Source organism: Corynebacterium uterequi, from assembly GCF_001021065.1.
In the GTDB taxonomy this organism is placed as follows: Bacteria; Actinomycetota; Actinomycetes; order Mycobacteriales; family Mycobacteriaceae; genus Corynebacterium; species Corynebacterium uterequi.
This window is the reverse complement of the sequence record NZ_CP011546.1, coordinates 1,943,703-1,963,125: the sequence shown is the minus strand read 5'-3', so window position 1 is coordinate 1,963,125 and position 19,423 is coordinate 1,943,703. Positions and strand designations below refer to the sequence as shown.

General features: G+C 67.1%; 17 protein-coding genes. 12 read left to right on the top strand and 5 right to left on the bottom strand.

Annotation, left to right across the window (positions count from 1 at the left end; all coding sequences use genetic code 11):
• Window positions 1–29 precede the first annotated feature (29 nt).
• The 7 genes from CUTER_RS09105 (at window position 30) to CUTER_RS09075 (ending at window position 10,609) form a co-directional block, all read left to right on the top strand.
• The gene (locus tag CUTER_RS09105) at window positions 30–1,169 is read left to right on the top strand and encodes an ROK family protein (protein ID WP_047260151.1); all 1,140 of its coding nucleotides are present in this window, start codon (window positions 30–32) and stop codon (window positions 1,167–1,169) included.
• Entirely contained in the window at window positions 1,156–2,400 is a 1,245-nt protein-coding gene (locus CUTER_RS09100) for an anaerobic sulfatase maturase (protein ID WP_047260150.1), read from the top strand. Before CUTER_RS09105 ends, CUTER_RS09100 begins: the two co-directional genes overlap by 14 nt.
• Before the next feature lie 9 nt (window positions 2,401–2,409).
• Window positions 2,410–3,207: a sulfite exporter TauE/SafE family protein gene (locus CUTER_RS09095; protein ID WP_082121345.1), complete on the top strand. Its 798-nt coding sequence runs from the start codon at window positions 2,410–2,412 to the stop codon at window positions 3,205–3,207.
• 97 nt (window positions 3,208–3,304) lie between these two features.
• On the top strand, window positions 3,305–7,021 hold the full coding sequence (locus CUTER_RS09090) for a phosphoribosylformylglycinamidine synthase (RefSeq protein ID WP_047260149.1): 3,717 nt from the start codon (window positions 3,305–3,307) through the stop codon (window positions 7,019–7,021).
• 47 nt (window positions 7,022–7,068) lie between these two features.
• A complete protein-coding gene (locus CUTER_RS09085; protein WP_047260742.1) occupies window positions 7,069–9,168 on the top strand; it encodes a S9 family peptidase in 2,100 nt (699 codons plus the stop codon).
• Between the two features lie 44 nt (window positions 9,169–9,212).
• Entirely contained in the window at window positions 9,213–9,872 is a 660-nt protein-coding gene (locus CUTER_RS09080; protein WP_047260148.1) for a DUF2334 domain-containing protein, read from the top strand.
• Window positions 9,873–9,931: 59 nt separating this feature from the next.
• Window positions 9,932–10,609, top strand: a complete 678-nt coding sequence (locus tag CUTER_RS09075; protein ID WP_047260147.1) for a GOLPH3/VPS74 family protein — start codon at window positions 9,932–9,934, stop codon at window positions 10,607–10,609.
• A 9-nt stretch (window positions 10,610–10,618) separates the two neighbouring features.
• Here the strand turns inward: CUTER_RS09075 and CUTER_RS09070 are convergent, their stop codons facing one another.
• The gene (locus tag CUTER_RS09070; RefSeq protein WP_047260146.1) at window positions 10,619–11,602 is read right to left on the bottom strand and encodes an acyl-CoA thioesterase; all 984 of its coding nucleotides are present in this window, start codon (window positions 11,600–11,602) and stop codon (window positions 10,619–10,621) included.
• Window positions 11,603–11,640: 38 nt separating this feature from the next.
• On the opposite strand from CUTER_RS09070, the gene CUTER_RS09065 reads away from it, so the two are divergent.
• From CUTER_RS09065 to purM, 3 genes are read left to right on the top strand one after another with little or no spacing between them, the layout of a single operon-like run.
• On the top strand, window positions 11,641–12,021 hold the full coding sequence (locus CUTER_RS09065) for a sterol carrier family protein (protein ID WP_047260145.1): 381 nt from the start codon (window positions 11,641–11,643) through the stop codon (window positions 12,019–12,021).
• A 31-nt stretch (window positions 12,022–12,052) separates the two neighbouring features.
• A complete protein-coding gene (gene purF, locus CUTER_RS09060) occupies window positions 12,053–13,558 on the top strand; it encodes an amidophosphoribosyltransferase (RefSeq protein WP_082121344.1) in 1,506 nt (501 codons plus the stop codon).
• Between the two features lie 11 nt (window positions 13,559–13,569).
• Complete coding sequence (gene purM / locus CUTER_RS09055) at window positions 13,570–14,637, top strand: phosphoribosylformylglycinamidine cyclo-ligase (RefSeq protein ID WP_047260143.1); 1,068 nt, start codon at window positions 13,570–13,572, stop codon at window positions 14,635–14,637.
• Between the two features lie 63 nt (window positions 14,638–14,700).
• On the opposite strand, the gene CUTER_RS09050 is transcribed toward purM, so the two are convergent.
• Together CUTER_RS09050 and ygfZ are read right to left on the bottom strand one after the other, a co-directional pair.
• Window positions 14,701–14,907: a DUF3073 domain-containing protein gene (locus tag CUTER_RS09050; protein ID WP_047260142.1), complete on the bottom strand. Its 207-nt coding sequence runs from the start codon at window positions 14,905–14,907 to the stop codon at window positions 14,701–14,703.
• A gap of 139 nt (window positions 14,908–15,046) precedes the next feature.
• Entirely contained in the window at window positions 15,047–16,141 is a 1,095-nt protein-coding gene (gene ygfZ / locus CUTER_RS09045) for a CAF17-like 4Fe-4S cluster assembly/insertion protein YgfZ (RefSeq protein WP_047260141.1), read from the bottom strand.
• Between the two features lie 41 nt (window positions 16,142–16,182).
• Here ygfZ and CUTER_RS09040 point away from each other — a divergent pair, with 41 nt between their 5' ends.
• Entirely contained in the window at window positions 16,183–17,043 is an 861-nt protein-coding gene (locus CUTER_RS09040) for an aminodeoxychorismate lyase (protein WP_047260140.1), read from the top strand.
• Here CUTER_RS09040 and CUTER_RS09035 read toward each other — a convergent pair.
• Window positions 17,040–17,669: an FABP family protein gene (locus CUTER_RS09035; protein ID WP_047260139.1), complete on the bottom strand. Its 630-nt coding sequence runs from the start codon at window positions 17,667–17,669 to the stop codon at window positions 17,040–17,042. The two genes, CUTER_RS09040 and CUTER_RS09035, sit on opposite strands and share 4 nt — an antisense overlap.
• 18 nt (window positions 17,670–17,687) lie before the next feature.
• Window positions 17,688–18,482: an LmeA family phospholipid-binding protein gene (locus tag CUTER_RS09030; protein ID WP_236684707.1), complete on the bottom strand. Its 795-nt coding sequence runs from the start codon at window positions 18,480–18,482 to the stop codon at window positions 17,688–17,690.
• Window positions 18,483–18,513: 31 nt separating this feature from the next.
• Here CUTER_RS09030 and mshD point away from each other — a divergent pair, with 31 nt between their 5' ends.
• Window positions 18,514–19,419, top strand: coding sequence for a mycothiol synthase (gene mshD, locus CUTER_RS09025; RefSeq protein WP_047260137.1), 906 nt, complete (start codon window positions 18,514–18,516; stop codon window positions 19,417–19,419).
• Window positions 19,420–19,423: the final 4 nt, after the last annotated feature.

Genomic DNA, 19,423 nt, shown 5'->3' with positions numbered 1-19,423 from the left:
ATTATGAGGAATCGGACAAAAGATACGCAATGAAATACCAACTGCATCACCAACCCTCATCCCTGGCGGAGAGCGTGCTGGCGATAGTGTCCCAGCAGCCGGCGACGCGGCAGCAGCTGTGCCACGAGCTTCACGTGTCGCGCTCCTCACTCGGCCGGGCGCTTCAGGAGCTGCTTGTCGACGGGCCTGTGGTGCGCACCCGCCGCACCGATGCTAGCCGGCCGGGCCGCCCCACAGAACTCATCGAGTTCGACCCGCTGGTGGCCTACCGGGTGGGCATCAACATCTCCCGCTCCACGAGCACGGCGGTCATGATTAACCGGCGCTACGACATCGTGGTGGAGGTGTCCGCTGCCGCGTCCATCCGGCGTTTCCAAAGCGTGGCTGAACCGTTGTCCCTCATTTGTGCGCAGCTCGACGACGCCGCTCAGGCAGCCGGGATCCACCAGGCAAGCGTCTCCCAGGTGGGAATTGGCATCCCCATGCCGCTGGCCGCGACCTCGGAATCCCGGGAGGAACATGCGCTGCTGGAGGCGGTGATCGGCGAGCACTGGCAGGCGCGGGTGCTCATCGATAACACGGTGCGTTTCGGCGCCATCAGCGAGGCGCTCAAGGGCGCCGGTAAGGGCCACTCCACGCAGCTCTATGTGCGGATCGGTGCCGGGGTGGGCAGCACCCTGGTCTTCGCGGACCAATTCACCGGCGGGATCAGCCAGACGGCGGGAGAGCTAGGCCACGTCCAGGTTGACCCGCAGGGTGAGCCTTGCTTCTGCGGGGGTTCCGGCTGTCTGGAATCGCTGGTGAGCTCGGCCGCGCTGTGCCAGGCTCGGGGAGTGGCGGACCTGGACAGCCTGAAAGACCTGTACGAGGACGGCGACGCGACGGTGGTAAGCCTGCTCGACCGAACCGCGAACTACATCGCGGCGGCGCTGAAGACGGTGATTATCGTCGCCTCGCCGCAGGTGGTGGTGTTTTCCGGGGACGTCGTCGAAACCTTCCCCGTGCTGTCCGATCTGGTGGCGCAGGAGCTACACCGGATGATCCCGCAGCGCTTCTCCGCCGGGCTCCAGGTCACCTGCGCCTATTTGGGTAAGTACGGCCCGGCGATGGGCGCCGCCCTGGCCACCAATTTCCTAGGAGGAAGCCGTGACGTCGATGCCCCGCAGTGACCACCCTCGCCGGCATATTCCGCTGTCAGTGGTGGTAAAACCCACCGGCGCGGCGTGCAACCTTGACTGCACGTACTGCTTCTTCCTATCCAAGGAGCTCCTGTACTCCAGCCACAACCAGCGCCTCGACGAGGAAACCTTGGACGCCTTTGTCCGCTCCTACCTCGATACCCACCCGGACGGGGAAGTGACGTTTCTCTGGCAAGGCGGCGAGCCAACCATGCGAGGACTGCCGTTCTTCGCCACCGCCTTTGAGCTCGCCGAGCGCTACCGCCGGCCCGGACAGACCGTCCGCCACGCACTGCAAACGAACGCCACTCTCCTCACCGAGCGTTGGGCGGAGCTGCTGGCGGCCTACGACGTCTTGGTGGGGGTGTCGATGGACGGGCCAGCACCGGTGCATGACACCTTCCGGGTCAACCGGGCAGGGCGGGGAACGCACGCGCAGGTCCTTCGCGGCTGGCGCGTGTTGGAAGCCGCCGGGGTGCGCCGGAATCTGTTGTGCACGGTCCATGCCGGGAATCAACACCTGGGCCGGGAGGTCTACACGTACTTCCGGGACGAACTCGGGGCCGAGTTCATCCAGTTCATTCCCATCGTCGAGCGGGTGGAGCCGGAGGAACTCGCCCGCGTGAGCGGGGGATGGAACGCCTCCACCGGCCTGCTGTATCAGCAAAACGGCACCTCGGTGACGGATCGCTCCGTCGACCCGCACGCCTACGGGGCGTTTCTCCTCGACGTGTTCGAAGAGTGGCGCGCCCGGGACATCGGAACGGTGTTTGTCCAGGACTTTGACTCCGCTCTCTCCGCGCTGTTTGGCCAGCCGACGGTGTGCGTTCACGCCCCGGAGTGCGGCAATAACCTCGCCATGGAGTTCAACGGTGACGTCTACGCCTGCGACCACTGGGTGGAACCCGAGTGGCTGTTAGGCAATGTCAACGACACCGGCCTCGATGACCTGGTGGGCTCTCCGCGCTTCGCCGCCTTCTCCCGGAAGAAGCGCCTGGAGCTTCCGGCTACCTGCCGCGGGTGCGACGTTCGCCCGTTGTGTCACGGCGGCTGCCCGAAGGATCGGTTCGTTGGCGAGGCTCAAGAGAACTATCTCTGCGCCGGGTATCACCACTTCTATTCCACTATCTTGCCGGATCTCATCGGCATGGCCCGGCTGATCCAGTCCGGCCGAAGCGCTGATGAATGGATGCATCCGCACGTGCGGAGCTCGGCTTTCTAGGGGCATCTCATGATGGTTGTACTTTCCTTATTCATAGGTCTCGGTGTTGGTGTCATGGTGGGGGCTCTGGGGGCCGGCGGCGGCATCCTGTCGGTCCCGATCCTGGTGTACTTGCTCAACCAGGACCCGCACGCCGCGACGGCCGAATCCCTCGTCATCGTCGGCTTGACGGCGCTGGCCTCGATGTCCTCTCCCCGCCGCTGGGCGGACATCCACTTCCGCGATGGCTCGGTGTTCGCGCTCATTTCCATCGTCGGGGCGGTGGCCGGGTCGCGTGTGAGCCCCTTCGTGCCTGCGCAGTGGCTCATGGGGTCTTTCTGCGTCCTGCTGGCCGTCGTCGGCGTCGTCATGGCGCGGGTCGGGTGGTCAGCGCGCCGGCAGCAGCACAGCCCTCACGCCGGGTGCCTACCGCAGCCGGAGGCGTCGACGCGCCCCACGCAACGTTCCTGGGTCCGCATCTGCACCGCGGCGACGGCCACGGGCTTTTTGACCGGTTTCTTCGGCGTCGGCGGTGGGTTTATCGTCGTGCCCATCCTCACCCTGGTGCTGGGGATGGCGATGCGCACCGCGTCGGCCACGTCCCTGGTGGTCATGGCCATCACCGCCGCCAGCGGGCTGCTGGCCCGGGTCGGTACGGGCGTGGACGTCGACTGGCTGGTGACGCTCACCTTCGCCGCGGCGAGCATGTGCGGCGGGATGTTCGGCGGGCCGCTGACCAGGAAGGCGCGTGGCTACCAACTCACGCTGGCGTTCGCGGTCTTGCTGCTGGGGGTGGCGACGGCCACCGCGGTGGAGACGTTCGGCTGATCGGTGCCGGGGCGGTGAAATGGGGTTGTGTCCCTCCAGCCTGGCGGTGCAATAGACTAAGTGATCGGTTAGAACCGTCTGATTTCCAGGAGCCTTCATGGACGCCCGCCTCGCTGTACGACGCAAGCCCGCCTTCCGTAACGAAGAACACGATTTGTTGTCGTCAATCGGCCACCCCGGTGAGGTGGCCATCGTCTACCTCTACGACGCGTTCGGCGCCACCGAGGAGGATATCGCCGCGCTGCGCGAGTCCGTTGTCGCCGATCCCCGCGTCGATGACCTCGTGGATTTGCCGGCTGACCCGGCCGAGCTGGGACACTACCTTGCCGTGGAGCCGCTGCCGGGTCAGTACGATCAGCGGGCGGACGCCGCCGAGCAGGCCCTTCGCCTCCTGCGCCCGGGCACGCGTGCGCGGATCACCTCCGCCACGCTGTACCTCTTCGACGTCGCTCCGGGCGCCGAGGTCCGGTCCTTCCTCATCAACCCCGTCGAGGCGGGGGAGAAGGACATGGCGCTGCTGCGCTTCCCCGAAATGGGTGAGGTGGAACCGCTGCGTACCTACCCGGATTTCCTTGAGCGGGACGACGCTGGGCTGGCCCAGCTACTCGCCGACGATGGGATGGCGATGTCCCTGGCGGATCTGAAGGTGATTCAGGAGTACTTCCGCTCCGAGGGCCGTACCCCGACGCAGGTGGAGCTCAGCGCCCTGGATACCTACTGGTCGGACCACTGCCGGCACACGACCTTCAACACCGAGCTCACCACGATCGACAATGCCGAGCCGCGCTTCGCCGCGCAGCTCGACCGGGCGATGGCACGTTACGAGGAGCTCCGCGAGCTCAACGGGCGGACCCACAAGCCGCGCACCCTCATGGACCTGGGCACGATCATGGGCCGGGAGCTGCGCCGCACGGGCGTCATGGATGACCAGGAAGTGTCTGAGGAGATCAACGCCTGCTCGGTGTATGTCGACGTGGCGGGTGAGGACCGCCCCTGGCTGCTCATGTTCAAGAATGAGACGCACAATCACCCCACGGAGATCGAGCCCTTCGGTGGTGCTTCCACCTGCCTGGGTGGTGCCATCCGCGACCCGCTGTCCGGGCGTTCCTGGGTGTACCAGGCCATGCGCGTGTCTGGCGCGGGCGACATCAATACCGCCCGCGAGGACACCCTCGAAGGTAAGCTGCCGCAGCGCGACATCTCCACCCGCGCCACGGCCGGGTACTCCTCGTACGGCAACCAGATCGGCCTGGCCACGACGGGTGTCCGCGAGATCGTGCACCCGGGTTATGTGGCTAAGCGCATGGAGCTTGGCGCCGTCGTCGCGGCCGCTCCGGCGGAGAATGTCCGCCGCCTGGAACCGCAGCCGGGCGACGTCGTCATCATCCTCGGCGGGCGCACCGGCCGTGACGGCGTCGGCGGCGCCACTGGGTCGTCCAAGGCGCACGACGAGCAGTCCCTCGGCCGCTCCGGCGCGGAGGTCCAGAAGGGCAACCCGGTCAACGAGCGCAAGATTCAGCGCCTGTTCCGCCGCGACGACGTCGCCAAGGCCATCGTGCGCTGCAACGACTTCGGCGCGGGCGGGGTGTCCGTGGCCGTCGGCGAACTGGCCGAGTCCATCGACATTCACCTCGATCGGGTGCCGCTGAAGTACGCCGGTCTCAACGCTCGTGAGATCGCGATCTCCGAGTCCCAGGAGCGGATGGCCGTTGTCGTCCGCCCGCAGGACGCGGATGCCTTCATCGAGGCCGCCGCGGCGGAGAACCTGGAGGCGGTCCAGCTCGCGGAAATCACCGACACCGGCCGGCTGCGCATGTTCATGGGCGAGGAGCTTGTGCTCGACCTGTCGCGTGCGTTCATCGACACCAACGGCGCTCACCGCCGCCAGTCGGTGACGATGGTGCCGGCCGAACCGGTCGCCTCTTCTAACCCCGTCTCCTCTGACCCTGTCTCCTTTAACCCCGTCTCCTCTGACCCTGTCTCCGGCTCGCCGGAGACAGGTGTGCTGGAGTCTCTGCGCGCCGCCCGCACCGGCTCTCAGGAGGGCATGGTCGAGCAGTTCGACTCCACCGTCGGCCGGTCCACGGTGCTCATGCCCTACGGCGGCCGCACGCAGAAGACGGACGAGCAGGTGTCCATGCAGACGCTGCCGGTCGACGGCGGCACGTCGACGGCGTCGGTCATGGCGTGGGGTTATTCGCCGCAGCTCGCCGACGAGTCTCCCTACCTCATGGGCGCGTATTCCGTGGTGGAGGCGTGTGCGAAGATCACCGCCGCGGGGGCCGATCCGCGAGGCGCGTGGCTGAGCGTTCAGGAGTACTTCCAGCGCCTGGATCAGGACCCGCAGCGCTGGGGCGAGGTCACCCAGGCTCTGCTCGGTCTGCTGGAAGCGCAGGACGGGCTGCAGGTGGCGGCGATCGGTGGCAAGGACTCCATGTCCGGCACCTATGGCGAGAACCTCCACGTCCCGCCGACGCTGGTGACGTTTGCCGTCGCCGTGCTCGATGCCGCCGACGCGGTCCCGGCCGCCATCCCCGCCGGTGAGCACGACGTGTACCTCTTTGCCCACGAGGCCCTGGACTCCGGCGAGCCCAACTACGCCCAGCTCGTCGACATGTTCGCCGCTGTGCGTGCGGCACAGCCGGTGGCCGCCCAGGCCGTGGGCGAGGCCGGGCTCGCCGCGGCGCTGGTCAACATGGCGATGGGTAACGAGCTGGGCCTGAGCCTCGATGACGCCACGGTGCCGGCCGCCCCGATCGGCTCCATCGTCGTAGCCGTTCCGGCCGGCACGGCCGCGGCAGGTGGGCGCAAGATCGGCTCGACGAATCCCTCCGGCGAGCTGGTATTCGGCTCCGAGCGCTTCACCGTGGCGCAGGCCTTGGAGGCGCTGGAATCCGGCTACCGGGAGGTGTACCCGCTCAACGACGCCGAGGGCCACGCCCTGCCCGCCTTCGCCACCGAGCTCGGCGAGGCGCGGAAGTTCGACGCGCCGTCGCCCGCCACCGGCGAGGACGCCGTGCGCGTGCTGCTGCCGGTGTTCCCGGGAACGAACTCTGAGTACGACATGGCGGAGGCTTTCCGCGCCGCCGGGGCGGAGACCGAGTTCCACGTCATCCGTAACCTCACCCCGCAGATGCTCACCGAGGACACTGAGGCGTTCGTGCGCAAGCTCGCCGACGCGGACATCCTCGCGTTTTCCGGCGGCTTCTCGCTCGGCGATGAGCCGGACGGCTCCGCGAAGTTCATCGCGAGCTTCCTGCGTTCGGAGTCGGTGGCGAACGCCGTGCGCGAGTTCACCGCCCGTGACGGCCTGGTCCTGGGTATTTGCAACGGCTTCCAGGCGCTGGTGAAGTCCGGCTTCCTTCCCTACGGTGACCCGGCGAAGCAGACCACCGAGTCCCCGACGCTGGCCCACAACCGGCAGCTGCGTCACGTCTCCCGCATCGCCACGACTCGGGTGGCGACGGTGGCGTCGCCGTGGCTGCGTGGCTTCGAGCTGGGCCAGCAGCACCAGGTGCCCGTCTCCCACGGCGAAGGCCGTTTCGTGGTGTCCGAGGCGGAGGCGAAGCGCCTGTTCGACGCCGGCCAGGTGGCGTTCCAATACGTCGACGCCTCCGGCGAGGTGACCATGGCGGCTCCGGCTAACCCCAACGGCTCCTCCTACGGCATCGAGGGCATCATCTCCCCGGACGGCAAGATCCTGGGCAAGATGGGCCACCCGGAGCGTTTCCGCGACGGCCTCATGCGCAACATCCCCGGCATCGGCTCGCAGGAGATCTTCCGCAACGCCGTTGACTGGGTGAAGGGCCGCTAGAGTAGACCGGCCGTGTTCGCCTCGCGGCGGTGGGTAGTGTGGACGGCATGTTGACACCGCCTATCGCTGCGAAGCACCCCGTCACCCGCTCCTTCCACGGTCGTGATTTTGTTGACGACTACGAGTGGCTGCGGGACAAAGAAAGCCCGGAGACGATCGGCTACGTGGAGGCGGAGAACGCTTACACGGAGCACGCGACCGCGCACTTGGCGCAGTTGCGGGAGGATATCTTCCAGGAGATCAAGTCCCGCACCAAGGAAACGGACATGTCGGTGCCGGTCCGGCAGGGCGACTACTGGTACTACTCGCGGATTGAGGAAGGTAAGGCCTACGGCCGTTCATGCCGCCTGCACGTCGAGCACGCGGACACTCCCGATCAGTGGACGCCGCCGGAGATCGGCGAGGCGAACGACCATGAGCAGGTGCTTCTCGACCTCGACGCCCTCGCCGAGGGCCATGAGTTTCTCTCGGTTGGCGCCTCCGCGGTGACCGCCTCTGGGCGTTACCTGGCGTTCTCGCTGGATACCGTCGGCGATGAGCGCTTCCAGTTGGCGATTAAGGACCTTGAGACCGGGGAGTTGCTTGAGGACCGCCTGGAGAACGTGTTCTACGGCGCGACGTGGGCGGGGGAGGAGTACCTGTTCTACCAGCGGGTGGACGACGCTTGGCGGCCGGACAGCGTGTGGCGCCACCGGGTGGGTACTCCCGCCGAGGACGACGTGTGCGTGTTCCGGGACGCCGACGAGCGCTTCAACGTCGGCGTAGGATCCACTCGCAGCGAGCGTTACCTCATGATCGAATCGGCCTCCAAGGTCACGACCGAGGTCCTCGTGCTAGACATGGCTACCCCGGAGGGTGAGTTCGAGGTTCTGTGGCCGCGGACGACGGGCGTGGAGTACGCGGTCGACGACGTCGAGCTGGCCGGCGAGCCGCACTGGATTGTGACGCACAACGCTCTGGGCGCGAATTTCTCGGTCGGCTATTGCCGCGCCGACACCAACCTGCCGGCGTTGGCCGACCTCAGCGAGCTGGTGGCCCACCGCGACGATGTCCGCATCGAGGGCGTCGACACGTTCGCTCGTCAGATGGTGCTGAGCTTCCGGCGGGGCGGCATCGGCCGCCTGGCCATCATGCGGCTCGACGGCGGTCTCGGCGAGTTCGTCGACATCGACTTCCCCGAGGAGCTGTACACCGCCGGCCTGGGCGCGAATCCGGAGTGGGACCAGCCGGTGCTGCGGATGGGGTTCACGTCGCAGACGCAGCCGCCGCAGGTGTTGAGCTATGACGTCGCCACGGGCGAGCAGACGGTGCTCAAGGAAAAGGAGGTCCTCGGCGGTTACGACAAGCGGGACTATACCTCCTACCGGCTGTGGGCCACGGCCTCCGACGGCGTGAAGGTACCCGTGTCGGTGCTGCACCGGGCGGATCTGGACATGAGCACGCCCCACCCGGTGATGCTCTACGGGTACGGCTCCTACGAGCTCTCGACGGAGCCGGGTTTCAACGTGTCGATGCTGTCGTTGCTCGACCGCGGCGTCGTTGTCGTGGACGCTCATGTGCGCGGCGGCGGCGAGATGGGCCGGAAGTGGTACGAGGACGGCCGTCAACTGTCGAAGAAGAACACGTTCACGGACTTCATCGCCGTGGCCGATGATCTGGTGGCCCGGGGGATGACCAGCTACGACCGCATCGTGGCGTGGGGTGGGTCCGCCGGCGGCATGCTCATGGGGGCAGTGGCCAACATGGCCCCGGAGAAGTTCGCCGGCATCCTCGCCGTCGTGCCGTTTGTGGACTCGTTGACGTCGATGCTCAAGCCCGAGCTGCCGCTGACGGTCATCGAATGGGACGAGTGGGGTGACCCCTACCACGACTCGGAGGTCTACGACTACATGGCCAGCTACTCGGCCTATGAGAACGTCGAGGCCAAGGACTACCCCAACATCCTGGCGGTGACCAGCCTCAACGACACCCGGGTGCTCTACGTGGAGCCGGCGAAGTGGATCGCGAAGCTTCGAGACACCGCCACCGGCGGGCAGTTCCTGCTCAAAACGGAGATGAGCGCCGGCCACGGCGGCGTGTCGGGCCGCTACGACCAGTGGCGGGAGACCGCGTTCAAACTGGCGTGGTTGTTGGACACGATCGCCTAAGCCTTCCCCAGCGACGTTGCGATTGCCGTGCGATAATCGGCCCTATGTCTGGCAAGCTTCTCGTCTCGGTGTCCTCGATCTTCGACGAGACGAGAAAGGACGTCGCTAAGCTCTTAGCAAAGGTCGACGTCCCGGTGGCGTTGTTGGTCAGCCCGCACATCGACGGGCACTGGCATTTGGCGAAGGACACGGCGACGCGGGGTTGGCTCGCGGAGCTCGATAACGCGCTCATTCTCAATGGCTTCGACAAGCCGGCGAAGGGACGTCGGGCGGAGTTCGCCTCCCTGGATAAGCACGAAGCGCGGCTACGTTTGAAGGGCGCCACCCGCCAAATGGCGGCCCTGGGCTTCAATAGCGAGATCTTCGCGCCGCCGCGCTGGCGCCTCTCGGAGGGGACGCTGGCCGTGCTCGACGAGTTCGGGTTTCGGTTGGCGGCGTCCACCACCGGCTTGTACCGCCTAGGCGACGGCGAGTTCGTCCGCTCCCGGGCGTTATCGGTGGGAGAGGGCTTCGGCGCGGCGCCGTGGTGGCGCAGCGGCGTAATCCGCGCGGCGCAGCGCGGGGCAGCGAAAGGCAACACGGTGCGCCTGTCGGTTTCGGCAAGGAATCTCTCGGAGCGGGCGACCCGGTCGGACTTCGTGTCGGCGGTCACGGCGGCGCTCGACGCTGGCGCGCAGCCGGGAGACTACCGGGACTATCTTTAACCGCCTCCCTCAAAACCTCTTGGCGGCCTGGGTGCCGCAAAGCTGGCACACTGGCGGCCATGATGCTCATCAGCGAAAAACTCCTCCTGCTGCTCACCCCGGAGTCCGGCAAGAATCGGTATAGCAACACTCACCTCGTGTTGGCCTCCGGGGTGTTGGCTGATCTCCTTTACCGCGGTCTCGTGACACTGAGTGACGGCCGGTTGCCCAAGGTCACCGCCGTCGCCGATGCGGAGGTCCCCGACTCACCCATGCTGGCCCAGGCTCTCGATCACCTCCGAAGCCGCGGCAGTATGCGGGCGCAGCATTTCGTGACCTCCCGGCAGTGCTCAGATCGGGAGCTCATCGCCGAACCCCTGGTGCAGCGCGGCATTCTCACCCGGGGTGAGAAGGGATTCTTCGGCCTCGGCAGCCGCGCTTTGCCGGAGGCCGACGGCTCCATCGAGGCGCAGCTGCGCCGGGACCTGGCGGAAGGATTGTCCGGCCACCGCGTTCTCAGCGCGGAGGACGCCACGGTCCTCGCTGTGTTGCGTGCGGGCAATCTGCTGTGGCCCGTTATGCGCAACGACGTTGACGACTCGGTGACCTGGCGCAGCATCGGCAAGCGGGTCGATAGCCTCATGAGTGCCGCCGCCGCGGACCCGTCGGCCTCCGACGCTCTGCGGGCGACCCTCGCGGCGGCCGCCGCCGTAGCGGCGTTAGCGGCCACGACGGCGGCCACGACGGCGACGAGTTAGCCGTCCCACCTAGTCGAGATGTTGCGCGGCCGGTGGCGTAATGAGTGGCCGCGGGGAAAACTCGGCCCGTAGCTCGCGGAGGATCTGTGCGTGATCCGATAGCTGCCGGTCTTCTGGGGTGATGGGTTCGAATTGCCGGGCCGGCAGGGCGTTGCCGTCGTCGTCGACGCCGATGTAGGTGGTCGTGGCGTGGATAGCGGTGGTGAGCTGGTCCCGCCCGCCTCGAGGGTTGCCGGAGCGCACGTGCACGCTCATCTGCATGGAGCGGGCGTCGGTGCGCATCATCCGGGCGTCTACCTCCACCAGGTCGCCGATGTGAATCGGGTGGTAGAAGCGGATGCCGCCCGCGTACACGGCGACGGTGTGCACGCCGGCCCACTCCATGGAGCAGGCGCTGCCGGCTCCGTCGATCCATTCCATGGCGTTTCCGCCGTGAACGTTGCCGCCCCAGTTGGCGTCTGTCGGCTTGGCGAGGAAGCGGGTAATCAGCCGAGGCGCGTCCGAGGGGCCGTCGTAGGTCTGCTTGTCCATTTCCGCCTGGATGGCGGCGCGGAGTTGGATGCGGTCTTCGGCGGCCCGGGCGACGCGCTGCTCTTCGGCGCTGTGCGGCTCGAAAGGTTCGACCGGGGTGGAGCGACCGGTCTCGGTGTCCATGGCGACAAAGATGACGAGGCAGTCGCAGGCACGGGTGAATACGCCCTCGCGCGGGTCGGCGGAGTACACCTCGTTGACCACGTGCATGGAGCTGCGGCCGGTCATGGCGATGCGGGAGCGGACCTCCACCAGGTGACCGGAGGGGATGGGCCGGGTGAAGTGGATATGGCCAACGTAGGCCGTCACGCAGTAGGTACCGGCCCATTGCACGGCGCAGGCATACGCCGACTTGTCGATCCACTGGAGGACGCGCCCGCCGGACACACCGTGGTGACCAGTGTGGACGATGTCGGTGGGGGCAGCCAGGAAACGCAGGGTGATGCGCGGGGACTTAGTCATGGGCCTCACGCTAACCCATGCCCCCTAGGATGGGGGTCATGGCTCACATTGTGGATCCCGCCCACGCCCGTACCGCGGTAGCGGCAGTAGCAGAGTGGCTCGATGACCCCGACCACCCCACCCCGCCCAGGCCGCTGTTGGCGGACGCCGTCCGGCAGACAGCCCGGCTCATGGCGCAGGACGCGCCGGGGCATTCGGTGGAGGTTCGGGTACCGCCGTTCGTCGCCGTCCAATGCATCGACGGGCCTCGGCACACGCGCGGAACCCCGCCCAATGTGGTAGAGACGGATCCGCGAACGTGGCTGCTCATCGCCTCCGGGCGGTTGGATTTCGAGGCGGCGGTGGCGCAGGGGCGCGTCGACGCCTCCGGTTCCCGCGCCGGCGAGGTAGGACGCTGGGTTCCAGTAGTTCGCGCTTAAGTACTACAGTAGCGGTGTGACACATACGGATATGCCCGTGACAAGGTCCCTCTATCCGCTGGACGACGGCGGAGAGACCCAGCCGCGCGAGGAATGCGGTGTATTCGGGGTGTGGGCCCCGGGGGAAGAGGTATCTAAGCTCACCTACTTCGGTCTCTTCGCGCTCCAACACCGTGGTCAGGAGGGCGCCGGTATCGCGGTTGGTGACGGGGACCGCATCGTGGTCTTCAAGGAAACCGGGCTGGTCTCGCAGATCTTTGACGAGTCGGTGCTCGGCGCGCTGCAGGGCGACGTGGCTATCGGCCATACCCGCTACTCGACGGCCGGCGGCGGCTCCTGGGAAAACGTGCAGCCGATGTTCCGCACGGCGCCCGATGGCACCGACGTCGCCGTTGGTCACAACGGTAACCTCACCAACTACGCGGAGCTGCTCGAAGAGGCCACCGAGCGCGGCCTCATCCGCAAGGACGCATCGGTGTCGGGTCAGGGTTCTTCCTCGGACACTGCCGTGATGTCGGCTCTGCTCGCCGCGGACGTGTGCGACGGGCGCAGCGTCTTGGACTCGGCCCGTACCCTGCTACCGCGGGTGAAGGGCGCGTTCTGCCTCACCTTTACTGACGGCCGGACGCTCTACGCCGCCCGGGATCCGCACGGGGTGCGCCCGCTGTCGCTGGGCCGCTTGGAGAAGGGCTGGGTCGTCGCTTCCGAAACGTGCGCCCTGGATATCGTGGGTGCGACCTTTGTCCGGGAAATCGAACCGGGTGAGCTGGTGGCTATCGACGACGCCGGTGTGCATTCCGAGCGCTTCGCCGACACCACTCACAAGGGCTGCGTGTTCGAGTACGTCTACCTCGCGCGCCCGGACTCGGTGATCCGGGGCCGCAGCGTTAACGCTGCGCGCATCGACATCGGCCGTCAGCTGGCCCGGGAGTTCCCCGCCGACGCTGACCTTGTCATTCCCGTCCCCGAATCCGGAGTACCGGCCGCGGTTGGCTACGCTCGCGAGTCCGGCATCTCCTTCGGGCAGGGTTTGGTGAAGAACGCCTACGTCGGGCGCACCTTCATCCAGCCGACGCAGACGCTGCGTCAGCTGGGCATCCGGCTCAAGCTCAACCCGCTGCGTGAGGTCATCGCCGGCAAGAAGCTCGTCGTCGTGGACGATTCGGTGGTGCGCGGCAACACGCAGCGCGCGCTCATCCGGATGCTTCGCGAGGCCGGGGCCGCGGAGATTCACGTGCGCATCGCCTCCCCACCGGTGAAGTGGCCGTGCTTCTACGGCATCGACTTCGCCAGCCCGGGTGAGCTCATCGCCAACCACGGCCTGGGTGACGAGGAAAGCGTGACCGAGGCGATCTCCCGCGCGATTGGGGCGGACTCCTTGGGTTTCGTCTCCGAGGAGGGGATGATCGAGGCCACCCATCAGCGCGCCGAGGAGCTGTGCTCCGCCTGCTTCAACGGGGAGTACCCGCTGGGGCTGCCGCAAAACAACAAGAACGCCGATGCCGTGCGCCGCATCCAGGCCGCGGACAAGATTTAGGACGACACACTATGACTGAGCACACCGACATCTCCTACGCCGCCGCCGGCGTCGACATCGAGGCAGGCGACGCCGCCGTCGAGCTGTTCAAGCCCCACGCGAAGCGCGCCAGCCGCCCGGAGGTCCGCGGCGGACTCGGCGGATTCGCCGGCCTGTTTGCCCTGGGCAAGTACTCTAAGCCTCTTCTGGCCGCCGGGTCCGACGGCGTGGGCACGAAGCTGGCCGTCGCGCAGGCGATGGACATCCATAACACCATCGGCATCGACCTCGTGGCCATGTGCGTCGACGACCTCGTGGTCTGCGGCGCCGAGCCGTTGTTCCTCCAGGACTACATCGCGATCGGCAAGGTCGTCCCGGAGAAGGTGGCGGACATCGTCGCCGGCATCGCGGAAGGCTGTGTCCAGGCTGGTTGCGCCCTGCTCGGCGGCGAAACGGCCGAGCACCCCGGGGTCATGGACCCCAATGATTACGACGTGTCCGCCACGGCGGTGGGTGTCGTTGAAGAGGATGAGCTCCTCGGTCCGCACCGCGTGCGCGAAGGCGACGTCATCATCGGCATGAAGTCCTCCGGCCTGCACTCCAATGGCTACTCCCTGGCCCGCCACGTGCTGCTGCAGACTGCGAACCTGCCGCTCGACGGCCACATGGAGGAGCTGGGCCGTACCCTCGGCGAGGAGCTGCTCGAACCGACGCGCATCTATGCCCTCGACTGCCTGGCACTGGCCAGCGAGTGCACTGTCCACACCTTCTGCCACGTCACCGGCGGCGGTTTGGTGGGCAACATGGAGCGCATCATTCCGGAAGGTCTGGTGGCGGACATGCAGCGCGCCACCTGGTCGCCGCAGCAGATCTTCCGGACCATCGAGGCCATCGGCAAGGTACGCCGCGAGGAGATGGAGAAGACCTTCAACATGGGCGTTGGCATGGTTGCCGTCGTCGCGGCGCAGGACCGCGACCGGGCCCTGGCGATGCTCACCGCGCGCCACCTTGACGCGTGGGAGCTCGGCACCGTCCGGGCCGCCACCGACGCCGATGCCGGTGCGCGAGCCACCCTCAGCGGGGATTACCGCCGGGCGTAGGTGCCGAAACGACAAGCCCCGCCGGGTGTCGGCGGGGCTTGTCGCGAAAGACGGGTACGTGGATTAGTCGTCCCACTCGTCGTAGTTGGAGTAGCGACTGACGTACTCGGCATATTCGTCGTCGTACGTGCTGTCCTGGCGCGCGCTGCTGTGGTTCGGCTTTTGGCCGGAGAGCTCGCGCTGGAGTGAATCCAGATCCATCTCGGGAGAGTTGTACTTCAGCTGGCGTGCAACCTTGGTCTGCTTGGCTTTGGCGCGACCGCGACCCATGGTCCGACCCCCTTGAGGTTTTGGGACCGATCCAGGGAATTCGGATGGCCCCATCGACTGTCAAATGTATGTAATCCTGCTACATACCATAGCCAATCAGAATCAAAAATGCCCCACTCTGCAGCTCACACCACTCTCACTAGGGCTTCCGCGGCGTCGTCGGGCCCTGTCCCGAGCGCAGCCGGTTGATGGCGTCACGCCCGGCTTTCGCCTCGTCGCCTGCCGGAAGGGAACCGGGATCGACCTGCGCCGCCACGGATTCTCCGACCTCCAGCTGGGCGGACAGGGCGCTGCGTTTGACGAGCGCGAGGGCGCTGAGGCCGTACTCGTAATCGTGGACGACGCTCCCCAGACGACCGACCTTCCGGGAGCCGCTGCGTACCTCCATTCCGGGGGTGGGGTCGACCGGCGCCGAACCGTCGAGGTGCAGCCGCACGAGCAGCCGCGGGGACCGCCCGAGGTTCTCCACCCGCGCCACGGTCTCTTGCCCGCGATAGCAGCCCTTGACCAGATGAACCGAGCCGACGCGCTCACCGCGGCCGATGAAACCAGGAACCTCGTGGGGGATTGACTTGTCGTCGAGGTCCGCCCGGGCTTCCGGCGTGCCGGCTCGCACGCGCTCGGCGGTGAAGGCGTGCAGACCCGCGAGCCGGGCGCCGTCCGCCAGCAGCGCGTCGACGGCGTCCGTCAGCCCTGTTCGGGCGACGAGCAGGTCCCGGCGCCGCGCGGCCTCCGGAGAGGAAAGCTCAACGTTACGCACCGCCGTGTCGACGGTGAGCTCGCCGTCGCCAAGCACAGTGAGAACAGCCAGGTCCGCCCGGCTGATCTCCACCTTGGACCAGAACACCATCCGGGAGAGGAACTCGGTGAGGCTGTCGATCTGGTAGCTGGGGACGTCGAGGTAGAAGGCGTCGTCGGCGCGCAGGACGTCGATCTGGTGCAGGATGTGGCCTTGGACGTCGAGATCTAAGGCGCCACCAGCGAAGCCGACGGCGGCGTCGTCGAGCTTCTGAGACAACAAGGTGTTGAGGAAGGTGGCTGCGTCGTCGCCGGAGACCCGCAGCACCCCGCGGTGAGAACGGTCGACGACGGCCAGCCCCGTGTGAGCGGCGGCCTGCTCGCCGAGCGGGTCGCCGTAGTGCCAGGCCACGCCGGAGACGTCGACGGCGGTGTCGGCACTCATCGGTACGGCGCCGGGCCGGGCCAGCAGGGCAGAGACGTAGGAACCAGACATACGCACCATGCTAATCGTGCCCAGAGTGCATAATCGAGGGCATGGCGCCTACACCCATCATCAGCATCATTGAGCCCTTCGGCGGCTCGGTGCGCAGCCACAACGCGTCGTTGCCCCACGTCTACTTCGACGACCGGGCGGTGACCCGGGGGGACGCCGTCGTCGAAACGCTTCTGCTGCGCGCCGGCACCGTCGTCAACATCGAACGGCACGTGGACCGCTTCGTGGCCTCGGCCGCCCAGCTCGGGTTGCCGGAGGTACACGCTCATCAGTGGGTGGCGGCCACTGTCGAGGCCGCCGGGGAGTGGGAGCGCCGCCACGAGGGCGTGGAGGCGCGGTGCACGTGGACGCTGTCTCGTGGGCGAGAATCGACCGGGTTAGCGACGGCGTGGCTGGTGGTCACTGCGGTCGGGCAGCGCCCCCGAGAGGTCAAGGTCATGAGCACCACCCGCGGGTACCGCGTCGAGGACACCCCGCCAGCGTGGTTGCCGGCCGGAGCCAAAACCATCAACTATGCCGCCACCCTGGCGGCGGTGCGCTACGCCCAGCAGCAGGGTTTCGACGACGTCCTTTTCTGCGATACTCCCCGCGGCCGGGTGTTGGAGGGGTCGACGTCGAGCGTCATCGTCGTGAAGGAGGGCCGCAAACTGCGTACCCCGGTGCGCGGCGGGGACATCGTGCCCAGCACCACCCAGGCGGCGCTCTTCGACGCAGCGCAGCAGGCGGGCTGGCGGTGCAAGGAAAAGCGTCTGAGCTACAACGACCTGCTGGAGGCGGACTCGGTGTGGCTGCTCAGCTCCACGAGGCTGGCGGTGCGCATCCGGCGGCTCGACGACCACAAGCTGCCCGCCGGGCGGCTCGACGACGAATTCCGCCAGCTCGTGGAGACGACGCTGGGCTAGCCGGCGATTCGGCGAAGCTGCGCCGAGAACCGGGGGGCGAACTCGCCGTCGGCGCCAACCCGCTCGTCGACCCACCCCAGGTCGTTATTCGGCATGAGGCCGTAGAGACGCTTGCCGGCGCCGAGGGTGGCCGGGCCCTGTTCGGTCACCATCGTGGACGCGGATTGCAGCTCCCACGCCCGGTCGTTGAAGGGCTGACCGTACATGACCTCGACGGCACCGGCCGCGGCAGCGAGCGTGACCTCGATCTCGTCCTTGGCGGAGATTCGCCAGAAGCCGGATTCGCGCTGTTGCGCGCCGGTGGGCTGGCCGTCGTCGTCGAGGCGCCAGATACGGGACGAATAGGTCAGGTACTCGCCGCCGTCGTGGGCAAAAATCACCTGCTGGCCGAAGGCGTACTCTTCGCCGTTCTCACAGGCCTGGCCCTCGCCCTGCCACACGCCAACCAGCGGCAGCAGCCCGAGGAGGGCGTCGTTGAGGCTGGGACCGAAGCGAAGGTTGGCGGTGTCATCGGCTACCGGCACATCGCCCAGCCCGAGCTCGGGGATGTTGCGGTGCGCAGTGTTTTGGGACTGCTCCGCGGCAAGGTTGATGGCGTTGTTCCCGTTGAGTTTCTGCTCAGTCATGGCACCACACCTTAGTCGCTACTGATCGAAGTCCGACCAGGTGCCGTCACTACTCGCCACCGGAGCGAGCACATCGGGTTGCACGGTGACGTGGTAACGCTGCGCCTCGAAGTAGAGCGAGCCGCCGATGACCTGGACGAGGCTGGCCTGCCCGGCCAGGGGCAACCGCCGAGTGTCGAGGGTATAGGTGAAGGCCTCGACGGCGTCCTTGGTGCGGCCTTGCGGGGCGTCGAGCACGTCGGTGACCGTCATCCGAAACTCGGGGCCGACCAGGCGCAGATCAACGATGACGGAGACCGGCTCGTCGAAACCGTCCGGGGTGCCGGTGAGCTGGGCTTCCGAGGCAACGCCGCCCGAAGGGGCGATGTTATAGGGATTGGCGATGTCGAGATCCGTCATGCCGAGGAGGTTGCCGAAGGCCACGCCGTCGAGGGAGATGATGCGTTTCATCAGTTCCGCGTGGGAGCCGAGCAGATTGCCGCTGAGTACCTGTTCCGGGGTGGTTTTGATGTTGGCGAGTTCCGTGCGGGCGTTGACGATGCCGAGGCCGTCGACGGGTACGTCGAGCGAATTGACGGTGATTCTGGTGATCTCGCCCGTCGCCGTCGCGGCGAGGTACGGGGTGCCGGCGATATAGACGTCGGGACTCGTGGGCAGCCCCGCGGAGGCCTCGATGTCTGCGGAGAGGCGGGACTCCACTCGAATGGCGGCCACAGAGTCCACGAGGTATGCGCCGCCGACGCCCACCGCGATCACGAGGACCACGGCGAACAAGCGGCGAACCCACCTCGGGATGTTTGGCTGTCGACTCACTCCTTTAGTCTTACCCGATACCCTGGGCGCCATGACTATAGCTATCACCTACCGTTGGGTGGACCGACCGGACACCGCGGCCGCCCGGGACCTGCTGTCGGAGGCATCGAACAGCGATGGCGTCGATGCGTTCTCCGAAGCTTTCGTGTTGGGGCTGACGGATGCTCGCCTCCACCACCGCCACGTGGCGGCTGAGGCTGAAGGGCAACTGGTGGGCCTCGCTGCGGTTGCCGGCACCGACGCTGAGCTGGTGGTCGCGCCGGGCTGGCGGGGAAAGGGGATAGGCCGGGGTCTTCTCGCTGAGGTGCGCGCGGCGGTGCCCGAGGTGGGCGTGTGGGCTCACGGCGACCTGCCGGCGGCGCAGGCCCTCGCGGCACGACTATCCCTGCGTCCCCGGCGCACGCTGCTGGTGATGCGGCTAGGCGAACGCGAACTTGCTGCGGCGGATAGCGACGTCCCGGAGGGCTTCCGCGTGCTCAACCTCGCCGAAGCCGCCCAGCGATGGGGACGAGACGCGATCGAGCAGGCGTGGCTAACGGTCAATAACGATGCCTTCTCGTGGCACCCCGAGCAGGGCGGTTGGGATCGTGACCGGCTCCACCGCGCCCAGGAGGCCTCGTGGTTCCGCGACGAGGACGTCCTTTTCCTTATTCATGGCGGAGACGACGCGGCGTTGTCCGTCGCCGGTTTCCACTGGGTGAAGGTGGCGGCTCCTGGGGAGGCCGAGGTGTACGTGGTGGGGTTGGCGTCGGCGTTCCGCGGCCGCGGGCTCGGTGGCCCGCTGGTCGGGATGGGCCTGACCCACATGCGCTCGCGGGGTGCGCGCAGTGTCATCTTGTATGTGGAGGCGGACAACGAGGCTGCGGTTCGACGTTACGAGTCGGTCGGCTTCGTGGTTGCCGAGCGTCACGTGGTGTACCGGGCTACGATGGAGTGATAGT

Bases quoted from the DNA above. Each gene is read 5' to 3' on its own strand.
- CUTER_RS09105 (WP_047260151.1), top strand. From the start codon at position 30: ATGAAATACCAACTGCATCACCAACCCTCATCCCTGGCGGAGAGCGTG.
- CUTER_RS09100 (WP_047260150.1), top strand. From the start codon at position 1,156: ATGCCCCGCAGTGACCACCCTCGCCGGCATATTCCGCTGTCAGTGGTG.
- CUTER_RS09095 (WP_082121345.1), top strand. From the start codon at position 2,410: ATGATGGTTGTACTTTCCTTATTCATAGGTCTCGGTGTTGGTGTCATG.
- CUTER_RS09090 (WP_047260149.1), top strand. From the start codon at position 3,305: ATGGACGCCCGCCTCGCTGTACGACGCAAGCCCGCCTTCCGTAACGAA.
- CUTER_RS09085 (WP_047260742.1), top strand. From the start codon at position 7,069: ATGTTGACACCGCCTATCGCTGCGAAGCACCCCGTCACCCGCTCCTTC.
- CUTER_RS09080 (WP_047260148.1), top strand. From the start codon at position 9,213: ATGTCTGGCAAGCTTCTCGTCTCGGTGTCCTCGATCTTCGACGAGACG.
- CUTER_RS09075 (WP_047260147.1), top strand. From the start codon at position 9,932: ATGATGCTCATCAGCGAAAAACTCCTCCTGCTGCTCACCCCGGAGTCC.
- CUTER_RS09070 (WP_047260146.1), bottom strand. From the start codon at position 11,602: ATGACTAAGTCCCCGCGCATCACCCTGCGTTTCCTGGCTGCCCCCACC.
- CUTER_RS09065 (WP_047260145.1), top strand. From the start codon at position 11,641: ATGGCTCACATTGTGGATCCCGCCCACGCCCGTACCGCGGTAGCGGCA.
- purF (WP_082121344.1), top strand. From the start codon at position 12,053: ATGCCCGTGACAAGGTCCCTCTATCCGCTGGACGACGGCGGAGAGACC.
- purM (WP_047260143.1), top strand. From the start codon at position 13,570: ATGACTGAGCACACCGACATCTCCTACGCCGCCGCCGGCGTCGACATC.
- CUTER_RS09050 (WP_047260142.1), bottom strand. From the start codon at position 14,907: ATGGGTCGCGGTCGCGCCAAAGCCAAGCAGACCAAGGTTGCACGCCAG.
- ygfZ (WP_047260141.1), bottom strand. From the start codon at position 16,141: ATGTCTGGTTCCTACGTCTCTGCCCTGCTGGCCCGGCCCGGCGCCGTA.
- CUTER_RS09040 (WP_047260140.1), top strand. From the start codon at position 16,183: ATGGCGCCTACACCCATCATCAGCATCATTGAGCCCTTCGGCGGCTCG.
- CUTER_RS09035 (WP_047260139.1), bottom strand. From the start codon at position 17,669: ATGACTGAGCAGAAACTCAACGGGAACAACGCCATCAACCTTGCCGCG.
- mshD (WP_047260137.1), top strand. From the start codon at position 18,514: ATGACTATAGCTATCACCTACCGTTGGGTGGACCGACCGGACACCGCG.